Origin of the sequence: Paenibacillus sp. GM1FR (assembly GCF_002803315.1) — a bacterium.
GTDB lineage: Bacteria > Bacillota > Bacilli > Paenibacillales > Paenibacillaceae > Paenibacillus > Paenibacillus amylolyticus.
This window is the reverse complement of record NZ_MKZL01000004.1, coordinates 69,394-90,167: the sequence shown is the minus strand read 5'-3', so window position 1 is coordinate 90,167 and position 20,774 is coordinate 69,394. Positions and strand designations below refer to the sequence as shown.

Sequence of the window (20,774 nt, the reverse complement as noted above, 5' to 3'; positions counted from 1 at the left end):
AGCATCGCTATTTAACTACATTTCAGTTTCCAAAGGGTTAATTCGGGCAAAACGCAACAAATAGCGCCACTACGATTCGTTAGAATTCCAGTGATGCCTTATAAGGCAAAATAGGGACTCTCAGGTTCGTTAGCCCAGCTCCCGCAAGGTTATGCTACATTGTTTAAATTCTTTATCCCCGATGCAGAACGGGTTTATTTCAAACGTTCGGGCTCATATCCATTTCTAACAAATAGAATGCTGTTCCATACAGCAAAATAAGCGGCGACGGCGATGACACTAATGACAAAAATCAAGTTCATCTGTGTAAACGTATAACCGCTTCCCGTGAAAATGATCAGGATCACACTGAGTCCAATATTTTCTTTGTTATGTTTTTTAAACTTCTGAAAGATCATTCTGTATAATAGTAGGAGTACCATAAACCCAATCCATATATATTGAAATAATTCCATAGGTCACCTTCCTTTTGAAAACTCACTTCTTAATATGGATATCTAAGAGGAGTATTGATTAATATCCTTAATTCCCTTTATATAGAAACCTATTAATCTTACATGTAAATGGAAAATAATTCAATCATCTTTATACATATTCTTGGAATTCTCTTATTCCTCAACGGTTAGCTGAGCAACAAGAACGCACCGTTGTTTATTTGCAGACACAAAAAAAAGACTATCCCTGCCCATATTCTGGCACCGAATAGCCCTCTCTTCTTACGCTATCAACTTATCTTAATTTTTCATCTGATATATTCGTAGCACCACATTAATCCTACACCAGCTTCTTACGAATATACCCCGAGATCAAGTCAATAATCGTGATCATCACGATAATACCCAGCAGGATTATACCTACTCGCGGCCAGTTTCGGGTGCTCAATGCAAAGATCAGCGGTGTACCAATCCCCCCTGCTCCAATTACACCCAGTATAGTTGCGGAACGTACATTGATCTCAAAACGATACAATGTATAGTTCAGGAAGCCAGGCATAACCTGTGGCAGGATCGCAAACCACAACTGCTGCATACGATTGGCTCCGGAGGCGAGCAGCGCCTCAGATGGGCCATAGTCGATATTTTCAACTTCATCCGCGTACAATTTGCCTAACATGCCGATGGAGTGCAATCCAAGGGCGAGTACTCCTGCAAACGATCCGGGACCTACTGCCTTAATGAACAACAAGGCCATGATAATCTCAGGGAACGTACGGATGAAGCTAAGTACCATTTTACCTGCACCCGAGATGGAACGATGACCACTCATGTTACGGGCAGACCAGAATGCAAACGGAATACAGAGCACGGCCGAGATTACAGTACCTAGTACGGAGATTGCCAACGTGTCTAGCAGTCCGCGCAGCAAGTCTTCTCCCTCAGGCAAATATACAAACTCCCAGTCCGGTGAGAATATCCCGGCTACAATAGCCTTCATAATCTGAGCGGCGGTTTCCTTGAAACCAGTAAATGGTACACCGGCAAGCGCCCAGACATACACAAGGATCAGCAGTAACACAATGACCCAGCGAAGCGGGTTCTTCCGTGGTTTAGGCCGGATGCGGCTTGTTTCATTTTTCATCATAGCAATTTCTCCCGCAGCTTAGTACTTACATAATCAATGACCAGAACAATGACGAGGGTAAAGAGAATGATTACGCTGGTCTTGTCATACTCCAGGAATCCAAGTGTTGCCTCATAGTAGAGTCCAATTCCTCCGGCTCCCACCAGTCCCAAAATGGCAGCGGCACGTATATTAATTTCGAAGGCATACAGCACATAGGATGTGAACTGGGCAGCCAGTTGCGGCACCACGCCATATACAATGAGCTGAATCCGGTTCATACCAACAGCCGTCATCGCTTCCAGTGGCCCCTGATCAATGGTTTCCAGCGTCTCATAGGTCAACTTTGCAATCAGACCTACCGAGAACACAGCCAGTGCCAAGATTCCGGGGATTGGCCCCAAACCAAACACAGCAACGAACAAAGCAGCAAGTAGCAAATCCGGCACTGTCCGAATCAGGTTGAGCAGAAAGCGTGCCGGATAGTAGATCCAGCGACTCGGCATCAGGTTACCGGCACAGATGATCGAGATCGGAATCGCAATAATGGCACCAATAGTTGTTCCAATCAGGGCCATCCGGATCGTTTCCAGCATGCCTTGAACAATGTTATCGAAGTATGTCCAGCGTGGTGGGAACATCTCCTTCAGCAGATCCAGCATGTTGGGAAAACCTTCAAACAACTCCGTGAAGCTGGCATCCGTCTGCTTGGCACTGGCCCACAGAAGGAGCAAAATGATCACTAAGGTGAGCAAATGTTTCGTACGCCCAGGCGGTTTTGGGCGATTCACAACCTGAGCCGGGCTGGAACCAGGTTCCTTCCCCACTCCACCTGAATTCTGAAGTGGAACGTTGGACTGCCCCTTCATACCACAACTTCTTCCTGCTCATGCACAGCCTGCTTGTCCAGCAATTCGTCAGCCAGAATCGGTCTGCCGTATATTTCTGCAAAGCGCTCATCCGTTGCCTCTTCCACCGGACCGTCGAATACGACCTCACCAGCTCGCAATCCGACAATACGGGTCGCATACTCTCTCGCCAGATCAATAAAGTGAAGGTTGACGATGGTCGTAATCCCAAGGTCTTGATTGATGCGTTTCAGGTCATCCATGACTTGTTTGGTTGTAAGCGGGTCAAGTGAAGCAACCGGTTCGTCGGCCAGTATGATTTTTGCTTCCTGTGCCAGTACACGGGCAATAGCCACACGTTGTTGTTGTCCACCAGACAACTGATCTGCACGGGAATAAGCTTTCTCCGAGATATTCACACGATCCAGTGCAGTGAATGCCAGTTCAATATCCTCTTTTGGAAAACGACCCATAATGGTACGCATGGTGGAGTGATATCCAACGCGTCCAGCGAGTACGTTACGTAGTACACTAGAGCGTTTCACCAGATTGAAACTCTGGAAAATCATGCCGATGTCACGTCTGATCATGCGTAGCCGTTTGCCTTGTGCCTTCGTGATGGAACTTCCGTTAATCAGAATCTCGCCCTCACTAATGTCGTGCAGTCGGTTAATGGAGCGTAAGAGCGTTGATTTACCAGCACCGGACAGACCCACAACAGCAATGAATTCACCCTGCTCAAATTTCAGATTAATATTATCCAGGCCCTTGGTGCCGTTAGCGTAAGTTTTGGTAACGTTATGAAGCTCAATCATGACAATATCCTTCTTTCATTCATAATGATCAACCATACATGAGTCCTTGCTATAATGGCACAAGCCAGCGCAGCGTAGATCACGCTGAACTGGCCTGTCCATTGCTACGATTAAGCTGTTCCCATCCAAGAAAGCTACTACAAAGTGAACAAATCCCGAACTACTTTTAGATCAGAATTATTCACCCTTCACTTTTTCGCCATACTGACGAACGATCTCAAACTTGCTATCATCGGACTCTACATAACCTTCATGCGTATAGATTTCTTTGATGATCTGGTGACCTTCAGTATCTTTACCGATATCGATGAAGGCTTGTTTGATCTTCGCAGTCCAATCTGCATTCATGTCTGTACGAACGGCAATGGTATCGTTAGGAATAGGCTCAGTGAACGCCAGTACACGTGTATCTTCAAATACAGTCGGATAGTCTTTAGCTACCGTGTTGCGGGCATCTTGGAAAATAGCTGCTGCATCAACGTCACCGTTCAATACAGCGATAACACCTTGGTCATGACCTTTCAACGTTACAGGTGTTACATCTTTTAATGGATCAATGCCCCTGTCCAGCAACAGACCTGCTGGCCATACATAACCTGCGGAAGACGTTACGTTTTGGTAAGCGACTTTTTTACCTTTAAGGTCCTCGATGGATTGAATCGGAGAGTCTTTTTTTACAATGAACATGGATTTATAGGAATCCGCCAACTCTTCGGTTGGAGCACCTGTCTCATCATTTACACCGAAACGTTGTGCTTGCAAGATAACCTGCGCAGCGCCTTTTTCTTTAGCCAGTACATAAGCTGTCGGAGGCAAGAAACCTACGTCTACTTTGTTGGAAGCCATTGCTTCAATAATTGTGTTGTAGTCGGTGGATACGCTGACTTTTACCGGAATGCCCAGTTTGTCACCAAGCAACTTCTCCAGCGGTTTCGCTTTGGCTTCAAGCGTATCTGCGTTCTGGGAAGGAACAAATTGAACCGTCAGTTCAGTTGGCACATAACCTTCGACAGCTTTCTCTGTCTCTGCCGTAGACGTACCGGATGCATTCGAACTCGAATTATCCCCGTTAGACGAACCTGTTGTACTACTGCTAGACCCACAAGCACTCAGAAACAGAACCAAAATCAACAATGGTAAAAATAAAGCAGACTTCTTCAAACGAACACCCTCCAAAGAGTTTCTATTTTTCAGTACTTATCTACTATAGTTGCCAAATATTAGCGCGATGTGAAACGAAATTTGGAGTTTTGTAAAGTTTCCTGTCAGGCTGTCAGCGCGACTTGTATCTGTTAGAATAGGCTCATTATGGTTGAAGATATAGGAAGAACATCGGAGATAACGGCGCATACTTCGGTTCTTCAAGCTATTCATTCTTCTCCGTTTTATAGTAATTCCATATATCTGAACTTATATATTAGAGGAGATTGTAAAATGACATCCACAAACCATACGGCAAGCTTCGACATTCTGTTCACCAGTGATCTGCACGGGGCGATCCGTCCCATTCATTACAATACCAATGCCTACCGCCCGGCTGGGCTTGCCCTGCTGGCTTCCCTGATTCGTAAGGAACGTGAACGTTCACCTGAATTGATGCTGGTGGATAACGGGGATCTGCTGCAAGGATCCCCCTTGGCCTCCTATGCAGCTTCACAGGTTTCCAAAAACGAAGTTCATCCATTCATAACAGTACTGAATGAACTCGGTTATGATGCTGCGGTGATGGGCAATCATGAGTTTAACTATGGTCAGAATCTGTTGCGCGGAGCAATTGAAGCTTCCAATTTCCCTTGGCTGTCTGCCAATATTGTAAAAGATGAGCAACCAGATGTACCTGCCTTCGGTCCTCCGTATCTAATCAAAACCTTGTCTACGGGTGTCAAAGTAGCCCTCTTGGGCGCAACTACGCACTACATACCGAACTGGGAGCACCCGAAAAATATTGAGGGGTTACAGTTCCTTGATGCCTTGGAAACTATTCGTGCATGGGTTAGCTATATCCATGAGCATGAACAACCAGATGTAATGGTTGTCAGTTATCACGGCGGATTTGAGAGTGATCTGGAGACAGGCGAGCCCACCGAACGATTAACTGGGGAAAATCAAGGCTATGCCATCTGCCGAGACATCGAAGGCATCGATGTGTTGCTTACCGGACATCAGCATCGTCAGCTTACCGCTAATATTCATGGTGTAACCGTCATTCAGCCGGGCTTCAGTGGAAATGGTGCGGGGCATGTATCCCTTCAGTTGGAACAATCATCGGGCGGCAAGTGGCAGATTACAGATAAGCAGGCTCGGTTGTTACTTCTGGATGAACATCATGAGGTTGAACCTGATGCAACCGTCATGAAACTGACGGAAGAGCTGGAAACTGAGGCACAAGCATGGCTTGATCAACCCATTGGCGAGGTGGCTGGGGATTTATCCATCACCAATGCTACGGCTCTGCGACTCAAGGCACATCCATTCATTGCTTTTGTACATCAAGTGCAGATGGAAGCGACTGGAGCGCAGCTCTCCAATACCGCCATGCTGAGTGAAGAAGCTCGCGGTTTCGGGAGTCACATCACCGTTCGGGACGTGTTATCCAACTTCATCTATCCTAATACTCTTACGGTGCTGGAGTTGAGTGGTCAGGATATCCGGGAGGCACTGGAACAAACTGCACGTTACTTTGAAGTGAATGCTTCTGGTGAGGTGGCAGTCAATCCGGCTTATATGGAACCCAAACCCCAACATTATAATTACGATATGTGGGCTGGCATGGAATACGAGCTGGATATCTCCCAACCTGTTGGCAGTCGAGTTGTGAAGTTGGAACATGAAGGCAAGCCAATGGACATGAATGGCATGTACTCTGTAGTGATGAACAGCTACCGTGCTGCTGGCGGCGGGGATTATGCAATGTATCCAGGCAAAAAGGTACTGCACGAAGGTGCCACGGACATGGCCGCACTGGTGGAGGATTACATCCGCAGACACCAGCCGTTAACGGTGGAGCAGGCTAATAACTGGAAAGTTATCGGAAGTTAAATGAGAAAGAGCAGGTCCTGTGATCAGGATCTGCTCTTTTGTTTTCAACCTATTGCTTACTTGTTCTTGTTGAATTATGCCGTCCTGTCACGTCCCGTTATCCGATATATTGAAGGATTAACTGATATAACGCTATTGAAAATCCTAAGATACTCGCTTTCATTTTAGATGGATGATATCTTTCGCTACGAATCAAATAAAAGAAAACCAAAATAAACCCTGCGGGGATCCATAGCTCAAAGACACCATTTGTTGTACTTTGAGAATAAATTGGCGTAATGAACGTACTAATCAAAAAGTAAAAGAAAACCGTAAAACGTCTTGTTTCTAACTGCTTGCTCCACCTTACTAGAATGAAAATAATAATGATTGCGATAATAATAATGTGAACAGGGGGTAGAAGAATAGCAGCATTCCCAAATTTGAATTCCATTCCGCATTGCCCTCCTCTCTTCTAATGCATCACATGACTGACTACAGGCATACGTGTAAAAATTCATTCTCATGCTTCAAAACCGCTGGCAACCGTCCAAAAACGGACCTATTCCAATATATCCTTATTTTAACATACAATCACAGTTCCGTTTTCCATTTTCCTTCAAGGGAATATGCAAAAAGAGCAGAATTGAGGAGCATCGTGCCCTCATCCCTGCTCTTTTTACATACCTACAAGTTCTCTAATACATGTCCCATATTATCCAAAATGACTATTGCGCCTTTTTACGCAGCTGACTGTAATACAGCTCGCTGTAGAAACCGCCTTGTTCCAGCAATGCATCATGCGAGCCTTGCTCCAGTAGCTGCCCATCCTTCAGCACCAGAATTCGGTCTGCCTGACGGATCGTGTTCAGCCTGTGGGCAATGACAAAGCTGGTACGGCCTTGCATCAGGCGTTGCAACCCTTCCTGGATTTTAATCTCCGTAACAGTATCAATACTGCTCGTCGCTTCGTCCAGTACAAGTATGGATGGATCTGCCAAGATTGCCCGGGCAATGGCGAGTAATTGCTTCTGCCCCTGACTAATGCCGCTTCCATCGGCCTGGAGCACTTTGTCGTACCCATCCTTCATACGCACAATGAAGGAATGGGCATTCGCCAGCCGAGAGGCTGCTTCCACCTCTTCATCCGTTGCGTCCAGACGGCCAAACCGAATATTTTCCCGAATCGTACCCTGAAACAAAAATGAATCCTGTAATACAAATGCCATATGTGACCGCAGATTCTCACGCCGAATGGTGGTCATATCGCGACCATCTACCGTTAATGTGCCACCTGTTGGATCATAGAAACGGGATAACAGCTGAATTAATGTTGTTTTCCCCGCTCCGGTCGGACCGACAAGTGCAATCATCTCCCCCGGTTTGGCTTCAAAGCTGATGTCATGCAAAATGTTACGTCCTTCATCGTATCCAAAGGATACTTTGTCAAAGCGAACGGCTCCCTCTACCTTGTCCAGAGATATCGCTGCCCCTTCATCCTTCGCTTCCTCATCTTCGTCCAGCACCTCGAATACGCGCTCAGCCCCCGCAATCGCGGACAATAACGTATTCCACTGGTTCGCCAGATCATTCAGCGGACGAGTGAATTGACGGGCATATTCCACAAAGATAATAATCACCCCGACTGTAACCGAACCCTGAATCGCGAGAATACCACCAATGCCCGCCACAATCGCAAAGCTCAGGTTATTCAATCCATTCATCAGTTTCGGGATAAAACCAGAGATCGTCTGTGCCCAGAAACCGGAAATCCGGATGCGGGTATTCCGTTCCTCAAAACCGCGAATCACTCGCTCCTCTTGGGAGAATGCCTTAATGATCCGCTGCCCGGATAAAGTCTCTTCGATGTAACCGTTAAGTTCACCGAGATTGCGCTGCCGCTCCTTGAAGAGCGGTCCCGTTCTGCGCGTAATCCAACGCATGCCGATGGCCATCAGAGGCACAACGATAAAGGTAAGCAGGGTCAGTAGCGGACTGAGCCAGAGCATAACCCCAAACGTTCCGAGCAGTGTTAATACACTCGAAAAAATCTGGATCGCCGAGCTGTTCAATGTACCGCTGACATTCTCGATATCATTGGTCACCCGGCTCATAATCTCCCCCTGCTGGCGTTTACCGAAGAATGGAATCGGTAATTTGTGCAGATGGGAGAACAGATCATACCGCATGCGGAACACGGTTTCCTGTGCAATTTCGATCATCCATATATTTTGTAACCAAGATGTAAGAGAGAACAAGACATACACTGCGGTTAATCCAATCAGAAACCGAGTCCAGCTTGCCCCGGCTTCCCCCGCGATGAAATCATCCACGGCCACCCCTACCATGTAAGGGCCAAGCAAAGCGAGTGCGGAACTGGCAAACACCATCAACAGTACCATGGACAGCTTAACCTTGCGCCGTGCCAGATAGGTCCAGATACGACCTAGCGTACCTGACCAGTTCTTCGCCCGTGCCTTGGGTTTGCGACCACCGCCTGATCGTAATGTCTCCGGATCAATCGGCGGTGGCGGCTGACGGAAAGGCTCAATGAATGCTTTGAACATGCTGTGCACCCTCCCCGTATTGTGATTCATGAATTCGACGATACAGCTCTGACGATTCCATCAGGTCTTCATGTTTTCCCTGTCCAATGAGTTGTCCATCATCAAGCAGCAGAATAAGGTCCGCCGAAGTGGTTGAACTGATCTTCTGGGTGATGATAAACGTGGTACACGACAATTCCTCCAGTGCATCGAGCAGTCTGCCTTCTGTAGCTACATCCAGCGCACTTGTGCTATCGTCCAGAATCAAAATTCTTGGTCTACGTACCAGTGCTCGTGCAATGGAAAGTCGCTGTTTCTGTCCACCGGAGAGATTCACTCCCCGTTGACCCAGCAATGTATCATAACCGTTTGGTAAATTCTCAATTGTTTCATGGATCTGCGCGCGCTTTGCGGCTTCCACGATCTCATCCAAGGTAGCATCTTCCTGACCCCAGGCAATATTCTCCCGGATGGAACCGGTAAACAGGACAACCTCCTGCGGTACATAACCAATCGCACCACGCAGCATGGACAGATCCAGCTCTGATGCATCGGCACCATCAATTCGTACCTTTCCTTGATCCTCTGTGTATAACCGCGGAATAAGCTGCACCAGCGAGGATTTGCCTGAGCCTGTTGCTCCCATAATGGCAATACGCTCCCCCGCTTTTGCCGTAAATGTGATGTTATCCAGTACTGTAATTTCACTATTCGGATAACTGAAGCCTACACTGCGGAATTCAACCGCTCCCTGAACAGCGCGCTGTTTCTTCGCTGGGTATACAGATTGCGGAAAATGCGAAGATTTCATAGATCCAGCAGATGGTACAGACGCTGATACTGCCTTATGCTGTTCAGTCTCCGATGTATCCTCCGTATTAAACACTTCATTCAGCCGTTGCGCCGAAGCGCTTGCTCTGGAGAACGTCACCAGAATCCATGACAACGCAGACATGGCACCAATTGTGCGAAGCAGGTAGTTAATGACGGCGACCACTTCACCCACGGTTGCATTACCGGAGGCAATGTCGACTCGTCCAAACCATAACACGGCGATGATACAAACGTTCATCATCAGCAACATGAACGGCATCGTGGTCTCCGTCAAGCGCAGCGCGGAAATTGTGCCTTTCATCAGCTTGCCGCTGAATCCGGCAAAGCGTTCGATCTCATGGCTCATCCGTACGAAGACACGAATCAGCCGAATGCCTGTCAGATTCTCCTGGATGACTCCATTGACGGCATCCAGTCTGCGCTGCACATTGCGGAACAGCAACGCTGCCTTTTTGATCATCCACACTACAACAATGAGCAGTACAGGCACCATGACAACCAGCAGCAGACCCAACCTCGGGTTCACGATTACTGCCATAATCATGCTACCAATCACCACCAGGGGCACACGTGTCATGAATCGCAGACTCATGAAGACGGTGTCCTGAACCTGGGTCACGTCCCCCGTTAATCGGGTAATCAGGGACGACGTCGCGAACCGGTTAAAGACGGCATAAGAGAACGTTTGCACTTTCTCATACAACTTCTCCCGCAGATCGTATCCGAACCCCAGACTTGCATGGGATGCAAAGAACGAACTCGCAATTCCGGCAGCAAAAGCCACAACAGCACTGCCAACCAGCACACCGCCCCACAACCAGACGACAGAAAGGTCTCCCTGCTGAATCCCGTTATCAATGATCTTGGAGATCAGATAAGGCTGAGCCAGCTCCACCGCAAGCTCAATTAACATCATGACCAGGGCTGCAATCGCGGCAACTCGGTACTTCTTCAAGTAGTACAACAGCTTGATCATAAGCATTCCTCCGGCTCGGAGCACCCTAAACCGATAACACGTTCCAGCTCAGAGCCTCCATTAGACATGTTGTTTTCTCCACAGCGTCCAATATGTAATCATTTCTATGTACACATATGGTTATTATAGCGTATTTTACAATGCCGCTTCTATTCTTATTACCCTACTTTTCCCAATACAATAAACTTCTCATCATTTTGGCAATAAAAAAAGGAAGGTCTCCCTTCCTCACACTAGTTAAAACTTAAAATTCGCCCGCTCTACCAGGCATATCTTAGATTGAAAAGAAATGCATGCCTTAAATTCAATTCATCTGCCTAACTTTGCAGAAATATAGTTATCTGTTTACATACCAAGCGAGATGTTCACTACCATCTTCTACGTCCACGATCACCCCTATTATGATCATTCAACTCACCAAGACGATCGTATGTCTCCTTATATATCCGAATCACGGCCTGAACTTTGATAAAATCAGCATCTTCCGGTCCAAGCCCCTCCATAAACATTCTCTGAATGATCTGTTGGAAGAATTGCACTCTGGCCTCAATCTGTTCTTGCTCAAACTGTAATATGTCTTCGAAACTGTGGTTCCCTATGTAATCCATCAACTCATCATCAGGACTGGAATAATCTGCGTTTCTCCGATCTGCTACCCATTCATCCGGCTCATTGGACTGGAGGTTAACACTGGTGCGTAATTGGGATAAGATGATTTTCTCTTTAGCCAACATGACATGAAAATCTTTGTTACGGAGCAGCTCCGATACAATCAGACTGCACATTTCACGGTTTTGGATCAGTATGCCGTCAAAAGGATGCAGCGTCCACTCCCCGTTTGCATAATACAGGTTAAAGTTAAAGAACTCACTGCCATATTTGTATTGAATATTAATCTTGGTCTCATCAATAATCTCGAATGAAAAGTCCAGCATGTTCAGCAAGCTCCTTCGTATAACCCCAGATTTTACCTTCATTCTATCAAATAAATGAAACAAAGAGACGCACTCGGCGTCCCTCGTAGAAAATAAAACCATGTAGCAATCTCGATACGATATGCAGCGAGTCCTACCCTAATCCAGGAAAGATCCTAATGCACTGGAATCCGGTTTGTTTTTCTCCGGAATGGCAGCAGCCTTCGGCCCTTCCAGACCCAGTCGATCGCTCATTTTAGCGTTAAGTGTTGTCATCTTGTTGGTATAGTCATTACAGCTCTCGATGATCCGGCGATTGGACTGCTCGGACAGATCCAGTGCAGACATCAGATCACCCATCGCTTGATTGACCGCTTCAAGGGACATCGCAGGTTTGGACAACAGTTCATTTGTTTTCTCTGTTGTTGTCTTCAACAATCTGGCGTTCTCCTTGAATTGATCTTCAATCGTCTTATTCGTAGCTTCCACAGCAGAAATGACCTTCTCCTGATCATTAAGAGCCATCGCAATCATGGCCGAAACGGTGATCAGATTCGCTGTTTTATCAATGGCATTATTAACGGAATCAATCAGCTTGTCATTGTTATCATTAATGATGTCGGTAGCTGCGATTGCCTGATTGTACAGCATGATCATCTCTGTCATGGATTGGGTACGTGTTACCACTTTGCGCAACCCACGCTCCAGATGTGCTTTACGATTCTCGTTCTCAGGCTTGGCAATCTCGGTTTCGAACAATGCTTTCAATTGATTACCAAAAGAGATTTTGGTCTGCAGATTGTAGATCTCCTGAATGGAAGAACGTTTCAATTGACGCATGTTCACGATGCTTTCTTCCAGGTTGTCCTTGCCGTCCCGCAACCCGTTAATGATAGCATCAATGTTCGTACGAACGGATTGATAACGGTATACGTAGTTTTTCAACGGGCTTTTACGTAACAACTTCCCGACAAAACTCACATTTTTACTCTGCTGCAAACTCTCACATTCATCACGGAGCTTCAGGATCATGTTTGATACCTCTGCCCGATTCCCGGACATCAGTTCATTGACTGGACGATCAAGCAACTTGAGAGTCTGCCCTGCTCTCTCTTGTGTTTTCACGCCCAACTTGCCGATATCATCCATTAAGGTATCCAGATGAGCCGGATCACTTTGGGACACTTTCTGAATAAGCTGTGTTGCTTCCTGGTTAATCCGTTGCTCATCTTCCTGCTTCAACTGAGCCCATTCCGTTGCCATGCCAATCCCTCCTATAATTCAGAGCTGTTATACCGTTGATGTATTAGTTCCGCTTTGTTCTGGAGCTCCATTAAGTCTTTATGTTCAATCGTTGATACAATATCCGATATCTTGGAATCCACGTCTCGAAGACCATTCAGCAGCATACGCCGATTATTACGTTTGGCTTCTCCACTTAAACGTAAAAATGGATTAATAAAACCGTTCAGGTCTTTCAAAATCAGTCTGCGCACCGTATGGTTAATATCCCCGTTGTTTAACTCCTGAAGGGAAGGGATCACACGCTGCAAACGGGCAAACAACGCCAATGATTTCTCCACGATCTCATTATCCAGCTCGTTCTTCTGACCTTCGGAGATGATCATATCCTCCAGAACTTCCAGGTATTCAATCACTGGATCAAATACAGGATCTGGTTCGGTCCGGGAAGGCTTCGCTTGTTCTGTGCCCGCATGCTGTGCGGGAGTGGAGCTCGGTTGGGGCTCTGCCAGAGAAGCTTCTCGTGCCCCTGTTGGCACTGTGCTCGGTGCTTGTCCACCATTCAAGCGGGATGGTTCATTTCCGATATCTGTAATGGGTACAGGGGCTGATGACGAACCCTGGACCTGTGTACGTGGCGTGGAACGTGAAGGAATCAATCCTCCGACCACAGTTGCCAGTGCCGGAATTGCCCACGTGATGACATCCGGTAGAAAGGGACTCGTGATCGCCGCGAGACCATAACCAACCAATGCGCCTATACCTATCTTCGTTTTCCGTAACATTACTTGTCCTCCTGCCTTAACAACACATACAGTGCATATTCAAAAAGTCTGATTTTCAGTACCGAGAAGATGGACTTTTTGAATAACCTCTCATCCGTATTGTAAAAAAACCATCCAGAAGGTGTCAATGTTGAGGGAAATTCTCAGCTAGACGTGGTGTACTCCGCTTACCTTCTGAACGTCGATTATAAATGGCTGTTCGATATGACTTCCCAGTATGCCAAACTTCGGATGAAGTGGTCCAATATCATGGCCAAGTGCAGACTTGACCGCCAGATACGGGAAGTTCACGCCCGACAGACAAGACATGTGCAACCCACCCGACATACGCGGATTAATCTCCAGTAGCTTCGGTGTATCCTTGCGATATTTCATCTGTATATTAAAATTATAAGGAATCTGATATACCTCTGCCACATTGCGGGCAATCGCCAGCAATTCCTCGTTTTCTTCAAGCAAGCGCAAACGTCCTCTTTCTTTTCTACGCGGGATAGCCGTTATAAGTTTCCCATTGCGATCCGAAAGACAATCAATGCTGTATTCATATCCTTCCAGTACCTCCATCACCATGACATTTTGAAAGGACGGAGCAGAAGAGAACGCACGCAGGGCATCTTCATACGAAATGGAGTTAAGCGCGTATCCGAACAACTCCTGCAACGGATCACGTTCATTATTAATCACTCGGAATCCCATACCACCCTCACCATTACATGGTTTGAAGCATACATCGTGTCCACGTGCACGTAGCGCCTCATAGGCTTGCTGGAATTGTGCAGCATTACTAACCGTGAAATAATCCGGAATCTCCATAATGCCTTTCTCACGCACTGATTCATAGAAACGGTCTTTCTCCATCAATTGTTCCAGCAATTCCGTGTCCGAGCATACGATAACTCTTGTACCTATCTCTTCGAACAGGGAGATATGTCTGCTGATGTCCAGCATGTTCCAGCGTGGAATAAACACATCAATCTGATGACGACGGCAAAAGTCGAGGCAAAAATCAACATACTCCCGGCCCGTTAGACGCGGTTCAACTTCTGCAACATCACAGCCCTGTAATGCCATATGTCCCGGATCAGGATGAGTACCGTAGATCTCAAATTCCATACCGTCCTCATTGTCCCGAATCGCATTCATATAATGGTACGTTACAGAGAACCAACGGTTGAAGTAAATCTTCATTTTTTTCATTTATACGGTCTCCCTTATCTCGGCATGGTCTATCTGGGTCTGTTGATCGTTATGAATACGGTGAACGTAATCGAGAATCTCATCTGCTGCAAAAGCACCGAATTGTTCCGTAAATTGATACGGCACCAGCTCAGGTCCACGCTGTCTCTCCACATGTAATTCTCCGTGGGACGGAGCAATGGCATGCTGCGCAAAATCCAGCAAACAACGATCCAGCAAGGAATCACCCGAAGCAATCACAGGCACATCGCCAATACGTTGCCTAATATGCTCCACTGCAGCTCGTTTGTTCACGGCCGAAGGCACCAGATAGAGCTTCCGCCCCTGAATCGAACTCTCCCATCCCAGCGTCTCTAACACCCGAATCTTGTCCGCAATGCGCTCCATAGGAAGCTTGTCACGTTCGATTAGCAATGCAAAGAACAGCTCATCACACAATCGCTGATTAATTACCCACTCCGGGCTCAGCACATCGTCAAATAAATTCAGGATCTCTTCGGGAGTAGCTGCCTGCTGACGAAGCAAAGAACGAATATGCAGGTTCCATTCATCGTCTACCTGACCGTCAACAATAATGTTGCCACCATTACTCGTTACCGCATACTTCGGAATACATTCGCTCTGAAAAATGTGAATGCGCCGATACTGCTCAACTGTACGTGTAGTCACAGGCATGAATACAATGTCTTGTGGCAAAGACTGCAACCGCTCCAGTGCATATGCTGACATAAAAGCGGACAACTTGCCGTTAATCCACTCTGCGGGAACAAGTCCCGGTGTATCTTCGGGAATACGGAGCGCACGACGGGAGTACACCAGCGTCTGGTCCAGATCACTTGCGTAGATCATCATTCTCCTCCACCTCCCAGGGATTGAATAATGCCGCAACAGGAATAGGTTAGTCCCGGATATACCTCAACCGGCACATTTCTGTCTCTGGCGAGCATCATGATATGTTGCAAATCCGGATTATCAAGTCGATCGACAAGAATTTTCCAGGGGATCCGTCGCAATAACACTCGGGTTGTTTCTCCGATTCCAGGTTTGATTAGATTGATGTTCGCAATACCAAAGGATTGCTGGATGGACTCGATATCCTGCCAGCCTTTCCAGGTGATTTCCGAAGTACTGGTAGCATTGTCGTCCGAGCGAATCTCCACTTGTTCCATCATCTGCGGAAAATGCTGAGCGATGGTATCCACATACTGGATCGACACATCCGCAGAGGACCATTCACGATACCATTTGGCCCCGTGAAAATCTGCCGGTCCAATCAGATCATCGCGAAGTACTGTACGGCTCACCAGTCCCGATACCGTGGAATTCAGACAAGCACTAGGAATAAGATAATCTTCCCTTGTCCCAAAGGTGCCTGAGCATTGCCCCGGATCGGCCAACACGGCAAGATCATCATCGAGACTTATGCCATAAGTCCGTTCCATTTGGTCACAGGATTCTTTCAGCACTTTGCGAATAGCCCCTTTGCCTGTCCAACCGTCTACAAACTGAATAGCTGTTTCCAGACCATGCTGCTGTAAAATATATAAAATTGCGTTCTCGTCCATACCCTTGCCACGGATAATAGAAATACTATAATGCGGAATCGTCACTTTGTATTTCAATTCAATATAACGTTTGATCAGGATGCCCACAGGTGTTCCGGCTCGAGCCAGAGATACCAGCACCAGATTCAGTCCCCTGCGCTCTACAATCTTCTCAGCCACGATGGCGGTATGACGTGCGATTCTTGCAGCGGATTGTTCCAGCGTCTGATGGAACAGCTCGATGTATTCTGCTGTAGGCTGATATTCCACGGGCAACATCTCCGAATAATGAACCCCGGATTGGATCGCCTGCTCCCGTTCACCCGTTCCCTTTTCCAGATCCACATGGCTGATATCCTTCAGTAGGAAAACAACGTCCGATGCAGCATAACTGCCCATCGGTTCGGGAGACGGAATCTCACGTTGTCTGATTAGCTCCAGTGTAGTTAAGTTCATTGCTCGTTGTCCCCTGTCTTCTCTGGCAAGCCGCAATATACGATATGAATGCGTCCGCATCCCAACTGCTCCAGTACCTTCACCATCGGTTCCATTCGTTCTTCGGACATCTGTCTCTCCAGCAGAACAAAAATCTCGTCATACTGTCCCGGGGCGATGTTATAGATAAAGTTACGAACGGATGCGTCTTCCGGTGAGGCATATCCGGCACCACTACGAACAGCATATTCTGGAGCCGGATGTGTATGGATTGGACTGCGGGTAGTGGATTGATACAACACGCCTTCTCCCATCTCGGCAGCAATACGCATCGGAATGTACATGAACTCCCCTGTTCCCATCACCAATGTCCGTTCTCCCGTACGCTGCGACCGAAGTCGTTCTGCAATCCGGCTAATCTCCTCACGTAATACCCCATTATGTCGGGATTGCATACCAAACCTCCCCGTATGCTGAACATAGCTCGCTGTGCTACGTTTACCTTCACCATCCTCCGAAGTGGCATGAAGCTGATGGAAGGCATCTGCAACGGTAGAGGTTTGAAGCGTTACGGCAGGACGGGATAGCTGCTCATCTTGCTGTGTTGCTTCCAACTTTGGAGTACCCACTACTTCAATACGGCCCTTCAACAGGCTTAACGGTGTAATAGTAATTCCAAGTTCAGCTTCCAGCTCGGCAAATCGATTCTCGTCCGCTTCCGTACGCCAGTCTAACAGCGAAGCAATCACATATTGCTTCCTAGGATATCTGGCCTGAATATCCCGAATGATATTCAACGTCGTTTTGCCCGTCGTAATCTCGTCGTCCACCAGAACAATCGGACCCTCTCCTGCAAAGGCTTCATGATCCAACGCGTAACAACGATGAGCCATCGCATGGGAATGTTCTTCTTCAAATTGAATATCTGGATGCATCGCTGGAACATATTCGCGAGTGGTGTGAATATAGGAGGCTTGATCAGCAAACATCTCGTACATGCTGTGACCCAGCGCTGTCGCTGTCTCGGCAAAACCAACAAAACGAATCGTTTCCGGCAAACTCAAGCTTTCTTGCAACAACATGTTGTACACTTGCAGGGCTTGTTGGGGATCAATCAGCCCCTCGACCATTTCCCGTTTCCACTCGGTGATCTGAACTTTCGTCTCTTCCGTCTTTTCAGTCAGGTGCTCATATAACAGAACAGCCAATGCCGCGCCACTCAGAAGCGAGGTATACGGGTTAACCGGGATGTGCTTGCCCAGCAGTTTGCTTACAAACAGAAATGAACGTTTCTTATTGATGCGTGCAGCCATGGAAAATAGAGATTCTAGTGGAAGTTGCAACGGGTTATGTGTAACCTGAACGTTGAGACTGAATTGATCAAGAATTGGGAACGTAGTTATGTTGTTGTTCGTGCTTGGGCAAGAGCCCGACAAAATGCTGCTGTTCATGTAACACCCCATATATTTGTGATCGGATTAGAATTCGATTCGCCCAGCTCAAGTGTGGTTTAATCTCATTCATTTTGTTATAGTAATTACTTTTGAACACACCCAGACTACCGTCATTACGGGCGATGATGTCTTGGGCATCGGAATATTCCTCATGTGTAACAACGTACATCGCTTGTACGGGCTTAATATGAGAAGGATGAATGATCGTTTTGCCTACAATTCCATTTTCCTTGTCCATCATGACTTCACGCATCAATCCATCCATTGTGTTCGTAATATATTTCATTCTCAGATGCAGCCCTGACTTGCCCAGGGTTTCTTCGAATGGAGTCTGTCGTAATTGAGGTTTGAACACACGCTCCCGCTGACTGAAATATTCCCAGACAGGACCTGAGATCACATACGGCTTGTCCATTCGTCCAAACAGATTGATAATATCCGAGATGCAGTCACGGATCGTGGCGATATCGTATATGGTCAATTCCGGGCTTCGGCGTAGTCCAAACAGGCTGGAGAAATCGGTCGCACCAATGCGTACATTGAGCACATATTCAACATTTTCATCAAGGATGTTTCGAAGGCCCAGTAAGGTCTCCCAACGTGTCTCCCGATATATAATTGAAGCCGTTTCCAATATAGGCATTCCATAGAGAACAGGATAATGTTCCGGTTTCCGTTGATTATAACTGCGGATCTGGTCGAAATAGGCTCTTCCATTGCCCACACAAAACTTGGGCAATGCCACGCCTGTCAGCATGGACACCAATTCTCCCAACGTATCAATAAGACGTTCCAACTGTTGTGGTGAACGTACACGAGCAAACAGAAGAGGCATTTGATCCTGACTCAACATGCCTGTCTCCATATAAGTCATCAGTTGAGTTAGATGCTGTACCAGACACTGCTCGGCAAACTCTACTTGGTCGTCACCCACAGCGTCCTCCAGATCAATAATAATGGTCGTCAGACCTTCATGTTTACCATTCATAATGTCGTCCGCGATATGTGTGCGCGTCGCGGGCATATATAAAGCAGCCCCAACAGCATATGCCAGTAGATCTTTGGAAGTCCGGTGATTGAACGAGACGGGTGAAGAGAAAAATAAAGTATCTTCTTCTTCCAGACTCAAAAAGTTAAAATATTTCAGGGTTGTCTCCTCCTCGCACCTTTGGCAATAGCCAATCTGCAATAGTTGATTCCAGCTGTCGGGGCATAAAAACCAATCCCTCCTAGTCTGGAGGGATTGATGGTCTATTATCGAGGATAACGTTGGTCAACAGTATCCTTGCAATGGCGCTGACCGATACAGCGTTTATATATTGATTAAATTCAAATGATTACTTTCTTCCCGCAACCCACTGCATTCCCCAATCATGAGCCTCGTCCAACGCCTGATGGCCATTATAGAACTGCACGATTCGTTCAATACTGAATGTCTCATTGTTCACATTGCGTAACATCGCGATGCCACACATGCCAAGCGGGCTCCCGTATTCATTCATTCGGACAATGATATCCGGGCCATCCTTCTGCTGAATGGTTACCACACCGTCTACTTGAGACCAGTTGGCCACACCACCATAAATATAGGTGAATACCAAGATGCGCTCAATTTCCGAGATACGGGCACCATTAATCCGCAGATTCTCTCCCGTCTTAACCGATCCCGTCCGGTCATCCCCATCCAGTGCAATATAAGGGAAACGATTCAGTGAACCAAACGTTTGTCCCAATGCCTGAATCACATCTCGTGTACCATCCTTCATCTCGAACAGGCAACCCAAGTCCAGATCCACACTCTTGCTACGACCAAACAACCCTTTGCTACCCTGTTGATTCCAGTTCAGGTTAATCAGGATTTCACCAAGTCCCCCCGCATTTTTCTTGAGGTTAATGGTGTCGCCCTTCTTCTTCAATTCAATTTTGCTGAAATTGATCGAATTCACAGGAGCAGGCGTCGGTTCTGGTGCGGGCGCCGGGGGTGGTGGAGTCGGTACAGCTGTCGGAGGAACGGTTGAAGTCGTTGGTGCAGGGTCCGATCCACCATCCACATCCACACCAAAGTTAGCGCAGAGTGCATTCAATCCGCCTGCAAAACCCGATCCTATCGCATTGAACTTCCATTCTCCGTTATGACGATACAATTCACCGATGACAATCGCGGTCTCCACTGTAAAACCGCTTCCCAGATCATATCTCATTACTTCCTGACCTGTAGCTGCATTGGCAAACCGTAGAAAACCATGTTGAACCTGTCCAAAATGATGGCGTCGTGCTTCACCGTCATGAATCGTCAGGCTGAAGGCGATTTTCTCAATTCGGGCAGGGATTTTGCCAAGATCAATGGCGAATTGTTTCTTCTCGCCACCAACCTGTCCACCATCCATGTACGTGATGAACGAGGTAGAGGGCTGATTATAAAAGATAAAATCCTCATCTCCAGCCACTTTATTGTCTGAACCCAGAAGGAATGCTGATGTGTCCAGCTCTACACCCGAGGCTGCCTCCCAACCAATGCCTACCGTTAGACGGGACAAGCCCGGATTGGTTTTGGTCAGATCACTCTTCTGGCCTTTCACGACAGAAATCGCCATAGCAGAATCACC

Annotated in this window: 18 protein-coding genes; 1 reads left to right on the top strand and 17 read right to left on the bottom strand. The window is 47.0% G+C overall.

The genetic code is table 11. The annotated features are described in order from the left end of the window. Positions 1 to 194 precede the first annotated feature (194 nt). The 5 genes from PAEAM_RS02930 to PAEAM_RS02910 form a co-directional block, all read right to left on the bottom strand. Positions 195 to 455, bottom strand: a complete 261-nt coding sequence (locus PAEAM_RS02930; protein WP_100526574.1) for a hypothetical protein — start codon at positions 453 to 455, stop codon at positions 195 to 197. A 319-nt stretch (positions 456 to 774) separates the two neighbouring features. Next, the gene (gene phnE, locus PAEAM_RS02925; RefSeq protein WP_100526573.1) at positions 775 to 1,581 is read right to left on the bottom strand and encodes a phosphonate ABC transporter, permease protein PhnE; all 807 of its coding nucleotides are present in this window, start codon (positions 1,579 to 1,581) and stop codon (positions 775 to 777) included. Further along, positions 1,578 to 2,429 (bottom strand): phosphonate ABC transporter, permease protein PhnE, encoded by an 852-nt coding sequence (phnE, locus tag PAEAM_RS02920; protein ID WP_100526572.1) that lies wholly within the window; start codon positions 2,427 to 2,429, stop codon positions 1,578 to 1,580. The genes phnE (PAEAM_RS02925) and phnE (PAEAM_RS02920) overlap by 4 nt, the downstream gene beginning before the upstream one ends. Beyond that, positions 2,426 to 3,223, bottom strand: a complete 798-nt coding sequence (gene phnC / locus PAEAM_RS02915) for a phosphonate ABC transporter ATP-binding protein (RefSeq protein ID WP_017690382.1) — start codon at positions 3,221 to 3,223, stop codon at positions 2,426 to 2,428. The genes phnE (PAEAM_RS02920) and phnC overlap by 4 nt, the downstream gene beginning before the upstream one ends. Positions 3,224 to 3,400: 177 nt before the next feature. Beyond that, positions 3,401 to 4,399 (bottom strand): phosphate/phosphite/phosphonate ABC transporter substrate-binding protein, encoded by a 999-nt coding sequence (locus PAEAM_RS02910; protein WP_481856102.1) that lies wholly within the window; start codon positions 4,397 to 4,399, stop codon positions 3,401 to 3,403. 258 nt (positions 4,400 to 4,657) lie between these two features. Between PAEAM_RS02910 and PAEAM_RS02905 the strand changes: the two genes are divergently transcribed. Beyond that, entirely contained in the window at positions 4,658 to 6,262 is a 1,605-nt protein-coding gene (locus tag PAEAM_RS02905) for a bifunctional metallophosphatase/5'-nucleotidase (protein ID WP_100526570.1), read from the top strand. Between the two features lie 97 nt (positions 6,263 to 6,359). Here the strand turns inward: PAEAM_RS02905 and PAEAM_RS02900 are convergent, their stop codons facing one another. From PAEAM_RS02900 to PAEAM_RS02845, 12 genes are all read right to left on the bottom strand, one after another. Continuing rightward, positions 6,360 to 6,695 carry a hypothetical protein gene (locus tag PAEAM_RS02900; protein ID WP_100526569.1) on the bottom strand — a complete coding sequence of 112 codons (336 nt, stop codon included), beginning with the start codon at positions 6,693 to 6,695 and terminating at the stop codon, positions 6,360 to 6,362. A gap of 274 nt (positions 6,696 to 6,969) precedes the next feature. After that, positions 6,970 to 8,808: an ABC transporter ATP-binding protein gene (locus tag PAEAM_RS02895; protein WP_100526568.1), complete on the bottom strand. Its 1,839-nt coding sequence runs from the start codon at positions 8,806 to 8,808 to the stop codon at positions 6,970 to 6,972. Then, positions 8,789 to 10,597, bottom strand: a complete 1,809-nt coding sequence (locus PAEAM_RS02890) for an ABC transporter ATP-binding protein (RefSeq protein WP_100526567.1) — start codon at positions 10,595 to 10,597, stop codon at positions 8,789 to 8,791. The genes PAEAM_RS02895 and PAEAM_RS02890 overlap by 20 nt, the downstream gene beginning before the upstream one ends. 368 nt (positions 10,598 to 10,965) lie before the next feature. Then, a complete protein-coding gene (locus PAEAM_RS02885) occupies positions 10,966 to 11,532 on the bottom strand; it encodes a hypothetical protein (RefSeq protein WP_100526566.1) in 567 nt (188 codons plus the stop codon). A 138-nt stretch (positions 11,533 to 11,670) separates the two neighbouring features. Next, on the bottom strand, positions 11,671 to 12,774 hold the full coding sequence (locus tag PAEAM_RS02880; protein WP_036606281.1) for a toxic anion resistance protein: 1,104 nt from the start codon (positions 12,772 to 12,774) through the stop codon (positions 11,671 to 11,673). An 11-nt stretch (positions 12,775 to 12,785) separates the two neighbouring features. Then, on the bottom strand, positions 12,786 to 13,538 hold the full coding sequence (locus PAEAM_RS02875; RefSeq protein WP_100526565.1) for a hypothetical protein: 753 nt from the start codon (positions 13,536 to 13,538) through the stop codon (positions 12,786 to 12,788). A 147-nt stretch (positions 13,539 to 13,685) separates the two neighbouring features. Next, a complete protein-coding gene (locus PAEAM_RS02870) occupies positions 13,686 to 14,735 on the bottom strand; it encodes an ATP-grasp domain-containing protein (protein WP_100526564.1) in 1,050 nt (349 codons plus the stop codon). Continuing rightward, positions 14,736 to 15,584: an HAD family hydrolase gene (locus PAEAM_RS02865; RefSeq protein ID WP_100526603.1), complete on the bottom strand. Its 849-nt coding sequence runs from the start codon at positions 15,582 to 15,584 to the stop codon at positions 14,736 to 14,738. Further along, positions 15,584 to 16,735 (bottom strand): cysteine protease StiP family protein, encoded by a 1,152-nt coding sequence (locus tag PAEAM_RS02860; protein ID WP_100526563.1) that lies wholly within the window; start codon positions 16,733 to 16,735, stop codon positions 15,584 to 15,586. Before PAEAM_RS02860 ends, PAEAM_RS02865 begins: the two co-directional genes overlap by 1 nt. Continuing rightward, positions 16,732 to 18,165, bottom strand: coding sequence for a phosphoribosyltransferase family protein (locus PAEAM_RS02855; RefSeq protein ID WP_100526562.1), 1,434 nt, complete (start codon positions 18,163 to 18,165; stop codon positions 16,732 to 16,734). The genes PAEAM_RS02860 and PAEAM_RS02855 overlap by 4 nt, the downstream gene beginning before the upstream one ends. Beyond that, positions 18,095 to 19,297: an HpcH/HpaI aldolase/citrate lyase family protein gene (locus PAEAM_RS02850; protein ID WP_243391248.1), complete on the bottom strand. Its 1,203-nt coding sequence runs from the start codon at positions 19,295 to 19,297 to the stop codon at positions 18,095 to 18,097. Before PAEAM_RS02850 ends, PAEAM_RS02855 begins: the two co-directional genes overlap by 71 nt. A 208-nt stretch (positions 19,298 to 19,505) precedes the next feature. Next, positions 19,506 to 20,762 carry a TerD family protein gene (locus tag PAEAM_RS02845; protein WP_076253392.1) on the bottom strand — a complete coding sequence of 419 codons (1,257 nt, stop codon included), beginning with the start codon at positions 20,760 to 20,762 and terminating at the stop codon, positions 19,506 to 19,508. Positions 20,763 to 20,774: the final 12 nt, after the last annotated feature.

Excerpts from the sequence above, each read along its gene's own strand:
- PAEAM_RS02930 (WP_100526574.1), bottom strand. The coding sequence starts at position 455 with ATGGAATTATTTCAATATATATGGATTGGGTTTATGGTACTCCTACTA.
- phnE (WP_100526573.1), bottom strand. The coding sequence starts at position 1,581 with ATGATGAAAAATGAAACAAGCCGCATCCGGCCTAAACCACGGAAGAAC.
- phnE (WP_100526572.1), bottom strand. The coding sequence starts at position 2,429 with ATGAAGGGGCAGTCCAACGTTCCACTTCAGAATTCAGGTGGAGTGGGG.
- phnC (WP_017690382.1), bottom strand. The coding sequence starts at position 3,223 with ATGATTGAGCTTCATAACGTTACCAAAACTTACGCTAACGGCACCAAG.
- PAEAM_RS02905 (WP_100526570.1), top strand. The coding sequence starts at position 4,658 with ATGACATCCACAAACCATACGGCAAGCTTCGACATTCTGTTCACCAGT.
- PAEAM_RS02900 (WP_100526569.1), bottom strand. The coding sequence starts at position 6,695 with ATGGAATTCAAATTTGGGAATGCTGCTATTCTTCTACCCCCTGTTCAC.
- PAEAM_RS02895 (WP_100526568.1), bottom strand. The coding sequence starts at position 8,808 with ATGTTCAAAGCATTCATTGAGCCTTTCCGTCAGCCGCCACCGCCGATT.
- PAEAM_RS02890 (WP_100526567.1), bottom strand. The coding sequence starts at position 10,597 with ATGATCAAGCTGTTGTACTACTTGAAGAAGTACCGAGTTGCCGCGATT.
- PAEAM_RS02885 (WP_100526566.1), bottom strand. The coding sequence starts at position 11,532 with ATGCTGGACTTTTCATTCGAGATTATTGATGAGACCAAGATTAATATT.
- PAEAM_RS02880 (WP_036606281.1), bottom strand. The coding sequence starts at position 12,774 with ATGGCAACGGAATGGGCTCAGTTGAAGCAGGAAGATGAGCAACGGATT.
- PAEAM_RS02875 (WP_100526565.1), bottom strand. The coding sequence starts at position 13,538 with ATGTTACGGAAAACGAAGATAGGTATAGGCGCATTGGTTGGTTATGGT.
- PAEAM_RS02870 (WP_100526564.1), bottom strand. The coding sequence starts at position 14,735 with ATGAAAAAAATGAAGATTTACTTCAACCGTTGGTTCTCTGTAACGTAC.
- PAEAM_RS02865 (WP_100526603.1), bottom strand. The coding sequence starts at position 15,584 with ATGATCTACGCAAGTGATCTGGACCAGACGCTGGTGTACTCCCGTCGT.
- PAEAM_RS02860 (WP_100526563.1), bottom strand. The coding sequence starts at position 16,735 with ATGAACTTAACTACACTGGAGCTAATCAGACAACGTGAGATTCCGTCT.
- PAEAM_RS02855 (WP_100526562.1), bottom strand. The coding sequence starts at position 18,165 with ATGAACAGCAGCATTTTGTCGGGCTCTTGCCCAAGCACGAACAACAAC.
- PAEAM_RS02845 (WP_076253392.1), bottom strand. The coding sequence starts at position 20,762 with ATGGCGATTTCTGTCGTGAAAGGCCAGAAGAGTGATCTGACCAAAACC.